The 6,256-nt window shown below is 69.4% G+C and carries 12 protein-coding genes and 5 pseudogenes; 13 read left to right on the top strand and 4 right to left on the bottom strand.

All coding sequences use genetic code 11. From position 1 onward, the window contains the following. The 4 genes and pseudogenes from ACIDOCELLA78_RS96660 to ACIDOCELLA78_RS96645 all read right to left on the bottom strand — a co-directional run. Nucleotides 1–338, bottom strand: a 338-nt coding sequence (locus tag ACIDOCELLA78_RS96660) for an iron-containing alcohol dehydrogenase (RefSeq protein ID WP_201729857.1), incomplete at its 3' end; no start/stop codon positions are given. 6 nt (nucleotides 339–344) lie between these two features. Continuing rightward, nucleotides 345–794: a hypothetical protein gene (locus ACIDOCELLA78_RS96655; RefSeq protein WP_283770881.1), complete on the bottom strand. Its 450-nt coding sequence runs from the start codon at nucleotides 792–794 to the stop codon at nucleotides 345–347. Nucleotides 795–913: 119 nt separating this feature from the next. Further along, nucleotides 914–1,501: pseudogene (locus ACIDOCELLA78_RS96650) on the bottom strand (glutamine synthetase); the annotation flags it as partial. 311 nt (nucleotides 1,502–1,812) lie between these two features. Then, nucleotides 1,813–2,010, bottom strand: coding sequence for a hypothetical protein (locus ACIDOCELLA78_RS96645; protein ID WP_214006295.1), 198 nt, complete (start codon nucleotides 2,008–2,010; stop codon nucleotides 1,813–1,815). On the opposite strand from ACIDOCELLA78_RS96645, the pseudogene ACIDOCELLA78_RS96640 reads away from it, so the two are divergent. From ACIDOCELLA78_RS96640 to ACIDOCELLA78_RS96580, 13 genes and pseudogenes are all read left to right on the top strand, one after another. Further along, nucleotides 1,918–2,511 (top strand): annotated as a pseudogene (locus tag ACIDOCELLA78_RS96640) (AraC family transcriptional regulator ligand-binding domain-containing protein); the annotation flags it as partial. The gene ACIDOCELLA78_RS96645 and the pseudogene ACIDOCELLA78_RS96640 overlap by 93 nt on opposite strands. Continuing rightward, complete coding sequence (locus ACIDOCELLA78_RS96635) at nucleotides 2,432–2,821, top strand: hypothetical protein (RefSeq protein WP_374223276.1); 390 nt, start codon at nucleotides 2,432–2,434, stop codon at nucleotides 2,819–2,821. The pseudogene ACIDOCELLA78_RS96640 and the gene ACIDOCELLA78_RS96635, both read left to right, overlap by 80 nt. After that, a pseudogene (locus tag ACIDOCELLA78_RS96630) lies at nucleotides 2,791–2,886 on the top strand (hypothetical protein); the annotation flags it as partial. The gene ACIDOCELLA78_RS96635 and the pseudogene ACIDOCELLA78_RS96630, both read left to right, overlap by 31 nt. 146 nt (nucleotides 2,887–3,032) lie before the next feature. Beyond that, nucleotides 3,033–3,269, top strand: coding sequence for a hypothetical protein (locus ACIDOCELLA78_RS96625; protein ID WP_249676857.1), 237 nt, complete (start codon nucleotides 3,033–3,035; stop codon nucleotides 3,267–3,269). Beyond that, complete coding sequence (locus tag ACIDOCELLA78_RS96620; RefSeq protein WP_283770880.1) at nucleotides 3,263–3,394, top strand: hypothetical protein; 132 nt, start codon at nucleotides 3,263–3,265, stop codon at nucleotides 3,392–3,394. Before ACIDOCELLA78_RS96625 ends, ACIDOCELLA78_RS96620 begins: the two co-directional genes overlap by 7 nt. A 17-nt stretch (nucleotides 3,395–3,411) precedes the next feature. Continuing rightward, complete coding sequence (locus ACIDOCELLA78_RS96615) at nucleotides 3,412–3,819, top strand: hypothetical protein (RefSeq protein ID WP_249676882.1); 408 nt, start codon at nucleotides 3,412–3,414, stop codon at nucleotides 3,817–3,819. Further along, nucleotides 3,744–3,929, top strand: a pseudogene (locus ACIDOCELLA78_RS96610) (amino acid permease); the annotation flags it as partial. The gene ACIDOCELLA78_RS96615 and the pseudogene ACIDOCELLA78_RS96610, both read left to right, overlap by 76 nt. A gap of 52 nt (nucleotides 3,930–3,981) precedes the next feature. Beyond that, nucleotides 3,982–4,581: an amino acid permease gene (locus tag ACIDOCELLA78_RS96605; RefSeq protein ID WP_283770879.1), complete on the top strand. Its 600-nt coding sequence runs from the start codon at nucleotides 3,982–3,984 to the stop codon at nucleotides 4,579–4,581. Between the two features lie 102 nt (nucleotides 4,582–4,683). Continuing rightward, a complete protein-coding gene (locus ACIDOCELLA78_RS96600; RefSeq protein ID WP_249676879.1) occupies nucleotides 4,684–4,998 on the top strand; it encodes an aldehyde dehydrogenase family protein in 315 nt (104 codons plus the stop codon). Then, complete coding sequence (locus tag ACIDOCELLA78_RS96595) at nucleotides 4,995–5,255, top strand: aldehyde dehydrogenase family protein (protein WP_249676876.1); 261 nt, start codon at nucleotides 4,995–4,997, stop codon at nucleotides 5,253–5,255. The genes ACIDOCELLA78_RS96600 and ACIDOCELLA78_RS96595 overlap by 4 nt, the downstream gene beginning before the upstream one ends. A gap of 97 nt (nucleotides 5,256–5,352) precedes the next feature. After that, nucleotides 5,353–5,720 (top strand): annotated as a pseudogene (locus ACIDOCELLA78_RS96590) (aldehyde dehydrogenase family protein); the annotation flags it as partial. Further along, on the top strand, nucleotides 5,695–5,892 hold the full coding sequence (locus tag ACIDOCELLA78_RS96585) for an aldehyde dehydrogenase family protein (protein ID WP_374223275.1): 198 nt from the start codon (nucleotides 5,695–5,697) through the stop codon (nucleotides 5,890–5,892). The pseudogene ACIDOCELLA78_RS96590 and the gene ACIDOCELLA78_RS96585, both read left to right, overlap by 26 nt. Before the next feature lie 11 nt (nucleotides 5,893–5,903). Continuing rightward, nucleotides 5,904–6,023: an aldehyde dehydrogenase family protein gene (locus ACIDOCELLA78_RS96580; protein ID WP_374223274.1), complete on the top strand. Its 120-nt coding sequence runs from the start codon at nucleotides 5,904–5,906 to the stop codon at nucleotides 6,021–6,023. Nucleotides 6,024–6,256: the final 233 nt, after the last annotated feature.

The following is a 6,256-nucleotide window of genomic DNA, read 5'->3' as shown; positions in this document are numbered from 1 at the left end:
GCGGCGAGCGCGATGGTCTTGCCGCAATCGAGCCCGCTGCCCCCGCCGATCGCGACGACGAGGTCCGCCTCATGCGCGCGGAAGGCGGCGACGCCGGCGGCGACGTCGCCCGCCAGCGGGTCGGGGTGGGTGCCGGTGAAGCGCGCGGTGGCGATTCCGGCGGCGGCGAAGCTCGCCTCCAGCGGCGCGAAGAAGGGCAGTTTCGCCACCTGCGCGTCGGAGACGAACAGCGCGCGGCGGGCGCCGAGGTCGCGCGCGCGGCCGGCGAGTTCGGCGATGCGGCCCGGCCCGGCCAGCACCTCGGTGGGGAAGCGCCAGGTTCCCTGCAGAATGGTCATCGCGGGTTACATCCTTTCAAAGCAGCGTGTGCGTTCCCAGTCGGTCACCGCGGCGGCGAAGGTCTCGACCTCGACCTCGGCCATCCTTGCGTAATGCGCCACCACCTGCTCGCCGAACGCCTCGCGCGCGAAGGCGCTGTGGCGCCAGAGGGCGAGGGCGTCGGCCAGCGTGCGGGGCACGCGCGGCAGGTCGCCGTGATAGGCGTTGCCGGTGAAGGCTTGTTGCGGCGGCAGGCGGCGTTCCATGCCATCGAGTCCGGCGGCGATCATGCCGGCGAGGGCGAGATAGGGGTTCACGTCGCCGCCCGGCAGCCGGTTTTCGACGCGCAGCGACCGCCCGTGGCCGAGCACGCGGAAGGCGCAGGTGCGGTTGTCGTGCCCCCAGACCAGGCCGGTCGGCGCGAAGCTGCCCACGGCGTAGCGCTTGTAGGAGTTGATGTTGGGCGCGAACAGCACGGAAAGCTCGGCGGCGTGGGCGGCGAGGCCGGCGAGGAAATGGTCGAATTCCGGCGCGTGGCCGGGCCGGCGGCGAAGACCGGGCGGTTCGCGGCGTCGCGCAGGCTGAGATGGATGTGGCAGGAATTGCCCTCGCGCTCGTTGAACTTCGCCATGTAGGTGATGGCGTGGTCCTGCGCCTGGGCGATCTCCTTCGCGGCTTCCTTGTAGATCACGTGGCCATCGGCGCACTCCAGTGCCGGGGCATAGGCGAAATTGATCTCGTGCTGGCCGAGATTGCACTCGCCCTTGGAGTTCTCGACGCGGATGCCCGACGCCTCGAGCGCGTTGCGGATGGCGCGGATGACCTTTTCCACCTTGGCGGTGCCGAGGATGGAATAATCGACATTGTAGAGATTGGCCGGATCGAGATCGCGATAGCCGCGCCGCATGCACTCTTCATAGGTGTTGCGGAAGAGCATGAATTCCAGCTCGGTCGCGGCGAGCGCGGTCAGGCCCGTGGCGGCGAGACGGTCGAGCTGGCGGCGCAGGATGCTGCGCGGGGCGACCGGCGCCAGGGTGCCGTCATGCAGCGCGATGTCGCAGAGCACGATCGCGGCGCCCTCCTGCCAGGCGGCGCGGCGCAGGGTCGCGAGATCGGGGCGGAAGACGAAATCGCCATAGCCGCGGTCCCAGGAGGCGAAATCATAGCCGGAGACCGGCGTCATCTCGACATCGACGGCGAGCAGATAGTTGCAGCCCTCCGAGGCGTCGGTCAGGACGTTGTCGAGGAAGAAGCGGGGCATCACCCGCTTGCCCTGCAACCGCCCCTGCATGTCGGGCGCCGCCATCACGATCGTGTCGATCGCTCCGGCATCGACCGCCGCGCGCAGTTCGTCGAGCGTCATGCCGCCGGACGCGGTGATGTTCTGTGCAGACAGATCGTTGTTCATGATCGCACCTCCCGGCGGACTATTGCATGAGCCCAGTGTGACGATCTTGACATTCGGCGACAAGCGGCGATCGCGCGGGTTTGTGTTCAGATGTCAAAGCGGCACGGGGCGGAATTTGCCACAGTCGGCAGACTGCCGAATTTCGTTGCGCAACGGCCGCGCCGCCCGGCATTCTGGCGCGGCACCGACGGATTGAAGGGGATCATGGGTCTGCCTGCCGCCGCGTCCGGATCGACATCCTGCCATGTGCTCGCCGCCGCGGCGTCCGGGGTGACTTCGTTCATCCGTGGCGCGGGGGCCGACCCGGACCTGGTGCTCGCGAGGCGGGATTCGATCCGCGCGACCTTGAGGACCCCTGCGCCACCGTGCCGCTGGCGCGCTATGTCGCGATGATGGAACGGGCGGCGGCGCGCAGCGGCGATACGCATTTCGGCCTGCGCTTCGGCCAGCAGTTCCAGCCCGAGGCGCTCGGGCTGATCGGCCAGCTCGCGCTGGCGGCGCCGGATGTCGGCACCGGGCTGGCGGCTTTCGCCCGCCACTTCATCGAGCACCAGCAGAATACCGAAACCCGCCTCGCGCGGGAGGGGCGATCGCTGCGGCTGGAATACCGGATCGTCGATCCGCGGATCTGGTCGCGACGGCAGGATGCCGAGCTGACGATGGGGATGTTCGCCAACCTGCTGCGGGCGCGCGCTCGGCGGCGCGCTGGAGATCGAGGAGGTCTGGTTCGAGCACCCGGCGCCGGAACAGGCGCAGGCGCATGCGGCGGCGTTCGGCGCGCCGGTGTTCTCGCCGCCCCGGCGAACGCGATCAGCTTCCGCGCGGCGGGGCTGGACCGGCCGATGCCGGCGCGCGACCCGGCGCGCTTCGCCGCCTGGCCGAGGAGCTGCGCCGGATCGGCGGCGGCGGCGCGCCGCGCGACCTGCTCGGCGCGGTGACGAGCGAGATCCGCAGGAAGCTGCCCGAGGCCCGGCCGGGATCGACCGCGTGGCCGCAAGCCTCGGCCTGCCCGCTGGACGCTGCAGCGCCGGCTCGCCGAGTACGGCCTCACCTATTCCGGGTGCATCGACCAGGTGCGGGCGCGGCTCGCGCTGATGTATCTCGCCGAGCCGCATCTCTCGATCGCCGCGGTCGCCGAACTGCTCGGCTATTCCGAGGTGAGCGCCTTCTCGCGGGCCTGCCGCCGGCTGCATGGCGCCTCGCCCGAGGCGGTGCGCCGCAAGCTCGGCGCGCGAACGATGCCTGACAGCACGACCGGCGGGAAAGCCCGGCGCACACGGCCTGACGGTCAACATGGGAGACGGAGATGTCGAACGACCAGGATGAGGCGCGGATCCTCGCCGAGGATACCGCAACGCTGCACAAGATGGGCTATGCGCAGGAACTGTCCCGGCGCATGCACGGATTTTCCAACTTCGCAATCGCCTTCTCGATCATCTGCATCCTGGCGGGCGGAATCACCTCGTTCCAGGCGGCGTTCTCCGCCGCCGGGCCGGGGGGCGTGTTCGTCGGCTGGATCGTGGGTCGATCTTTTCGATGGTGATCGCGCTGTCGATGGCGCAGATCGCCTCCGCCTACCCGACGGCCGGCGCGCTGTATCACTGGTCGTCGCTGCTCGGCGGCGGGGCTGGGGCTGGGCGACCGCCTTCGTCAACCTGCTCGGGCTGATCTTCGTCGTCGCCTCGGTGAATGTCGGCGCCTACGACCTGTTCACCAGCCTGATCCTCGGCAACATGTTCCATATCGACACGTCGCACTGGGGGTTCTGGCAGCAGACCATCGCCGTCGTCCTGATCACCGCGAGCCAGGGCGCGTTCAACCACATGGGCATTCGCACCACCACGCGGCTGACCGATTTCTCCGGCTACCTGATCTTCTTCATCGCCATCGTGCTGACCATCGCGATGCTGGTGGGCGCGCAGCATTACGATGTCTCGCGGCTGTTCACCTTCATCAACTATTCCGCAAGGCCGGCGGCGGGGTGGTGCCGCATAGCGGCAACCTGTTCTACCTCTTCATGCTCGGGCTGCTGCTGCCGCTCTACACCATCACCGGGTTCGACGGCGCGGCCCACACATCGGAAGAGACGGTGAACGCACGGCGCACCGTGCCGCGCGGGATCATCAATTCGGTGTTCTGGTCGTTCGCCTTCGGCCTGGTGATGGAGGCCGCGATCCTGCTGGCGATGCCGGATCTCGGCAAGGCGGCGGCGCAGGGCGGCAACGTGTTCTTCAACCTGCTCGCCGGGGCTGCCGGTGATCCTGCCGGTGAAATACCTGCTCTATGTCGGCATCGTCGTCGCCAACTATCTCTGCGCGCTGGCGGGGGTGACCTCGACCTCGCGGATGATCTTCGCCTTCGCGCGCGATGGCGGGCTGCCCGGCCACGCGATCTGGCGGCGGGTGAGCCCGACGCACCGCACGCCGGTCGGCGCGATCTGGCTGACCGCGGTGCTCTCGGTCGCGGCGACGCTGTATTCGCCGGCCTTCGCGGCGCTGGCGGCGGGCTGCGCGATGTTCCTCTATATCTCCTACGCCATGCCGGTCGCGGCCGGGCTGTTCGCCGAGGGCAAGACCTGGACCGAGTTCGGCCCGTTCCGCCTCGGCGCGCTCTCGAAGCCGCTCGCGGTCGTCTCGATCATCGGCGTGTTCGTGCTGATCTATATCGGCATCCAGCCGCCCAACGATATCCTGATCACCTATGGTCTCGGCCTGATCGTGCTGATGCTGGTGCTCTGGTTCGGCGTGGCGCGGGTGCGCTTCCCCGGCCCGCCGATCAGCCGCGAGGCGATCGCGAGCCGGGCGGCAGAAATCGCGGCCGAGGAACGCGCGGTCCATGAAGGGGCGGGAGGCTGAGATGGCACCGACCGCAACCCTGCCGACGCATCTGCTGATCGGCGGCGCGTTCGAGGCGGGCGCGGGCGCGCCGGTGCCGGTGGTCAACCCCGGACGGGTGCGGTGATCGCCGAGATCGCCGAGGCCGATGCCGGCCAGGTGGCCCGCGCGGTGGAAGCCGCCGGGCGCGCCTTTCCCGCCTATGCGGCGCTGCCGCCGGGCGAGCGCGCGGCGCTGCTGCTGCGCCTCGCCGATGCGATCGAGGCGGAGGCGGAGGATTTCGCCGCGCTGGAGGCGCTGAACTGCGGCAAGCCGCGCCCGGCCGTGCTGCGCGACGAGATGCCCGCCATCGTCGACTGTTTCCGCTTCTTCGCCGGCGCCGCCCGCTGCCTGTCCGGCAGTGCGGCGGGGGAGTATCTGCCGGTCACACCTCGATGATCCGGCGCGATCCGGTCGGCCCGGTCGCGCAGATCGCGCCGTGGAACTATCCGCTGATGATGGCGGCGTGGAAGATCGCCCCCGCTCTCGCCGCCGGCAACACGGTCGTGCTCAAGCCCTCGGAACTGACGCCGCTGACCGCGCTGAAGCTCGCAAGGCTCGCCGCCGGCATTCTGCCAGAGGGCGTGCTCAACGTGATTTCGGGGCGCGGGCCGAGCACCGGCCAGGCGCTGATCGACACGCCGGGGTGGCGATGATCTCGCTCACCGGCTCGATCGGCACCGGCGAGCGGGTGATCCAGGCGCCTCGACCTCGATCAAGCGCACCCATCTCGAACTCGGCGGCAAGGCGCCGGTGATCATCTTCGACGACGCCGATATCGACGCCGCCGTCGCCGCGGTGCGGGACTTCGGATACTACAATTCCGGACAGGACTGCACGGCGGCCTGCCGGGTCTATGCCGGAGCCAAGGTCTATGACCGGTTCGTGGCCGATCTCGCTTCGGCGGTGGCGAAGCTCCGTTACGACCGGGCGGATGATTCCGAGAACGATATCGGCCCGGTGATCTCGGCGCGCCAGCGTGAGCGGGTGGGCGGCTTCGTCGCCCGCGCGGCGGCGCTGCCGCATGTCGAGGTCGTCGCCGGCGGGCGCGATGCGGCGGGGGCGGGTTCTATTACGAACCCACCGTGATTGCCGGTGCGGCGCAGGACGACGAGATCGTGCGCCGCGAAGTGTTCGGCCCCGTCGTGTCCGTCACGCGCTTCACCGATCCCGAGCAGGCGGATCGTCTGGGCAAACGACTCCGATTACGGCCTCGCCTCATCGGTCTGGACGCGCGATGTCGGGCGGGCGATGCGCCTGGCCGCCGGGCTGCGCTATGGCGCGACTGGGTGAATTGCCACTTCATGCTCGCCAACGAAATGCCGCATGGCGGGCTGAAGCGGTCGGGCTACGGCAAGGATCTCTCCGCCTACGCGCTGGAGGATTATACCGTGGTCCGCCACGTCATGGTCCGGCTGGACTGATCCTGCCCGGGCCGGACGATGCGTCAGGGCACGGCTTTCAGGTGGAAGGATTTCGGCCGGGTGAGATGCTCGAAGCCGATCCGCGAGAGGGTGCAGCCGCGGCCGGAATCCTTCACCCCGACCCAGGCCAGCGCCGGTCGAGATAGTCGCAGCGGTTCATGAACACGGTGCCGGTCTCGATCTCGCCGCCGATGCGCGCCGCGGCCTCCATGTCCCGTGTCCAGACCGAGGCG

The organism is Acidocella sp. C78, from assembly GCF_907164655.1.
This window is presented reverse-complemented; position numbering and strand designations above follow the sequence as displayed.

Excerpts from the sequence above, each read along its gene's own strand:
- ACIDOCELLA78_RS96645 (WP_214006295.1), bottom strand. The coding sequence starts at position 2,010 with ATGAACGAAGTCACCCCGGACGCCGCGGCGGCGAGCACATGGCAGGAT.
- ACIDOCELLA78_RS96625 (WP_249676857.1), top strand. The coding sequence starts at position 3,033 with ATGTCGAACGACCAGGATGAGGCGCGGATCCTCGCCGAGGATACCGCA.
- ACIDOCELLA78_RS96620 (WP_283770880.1), top strand. The coding sequence starts at position 3,263 with ATGGTGATCGCGCTGTCGATGGCGCAGATCGCCTCCGCCTACCCGACG.
- ACIDOCELLA78_RS96595 (WP_249676876.1), top strand. The coding sequence starts at position 4,995 with ATGATCCGGCGCGATCCGGTCGGCCCGGTCGCGCAGATCGCGCCGTGG.
- ACIDOCELLA78_RS96580 (WP_374223274.1), top strand. The coding sequence starts at position 5,904 with ATGCTCGCCAACGAAATGCCGCATGGCGGGCTGAAGCGGTCGGGCTAC.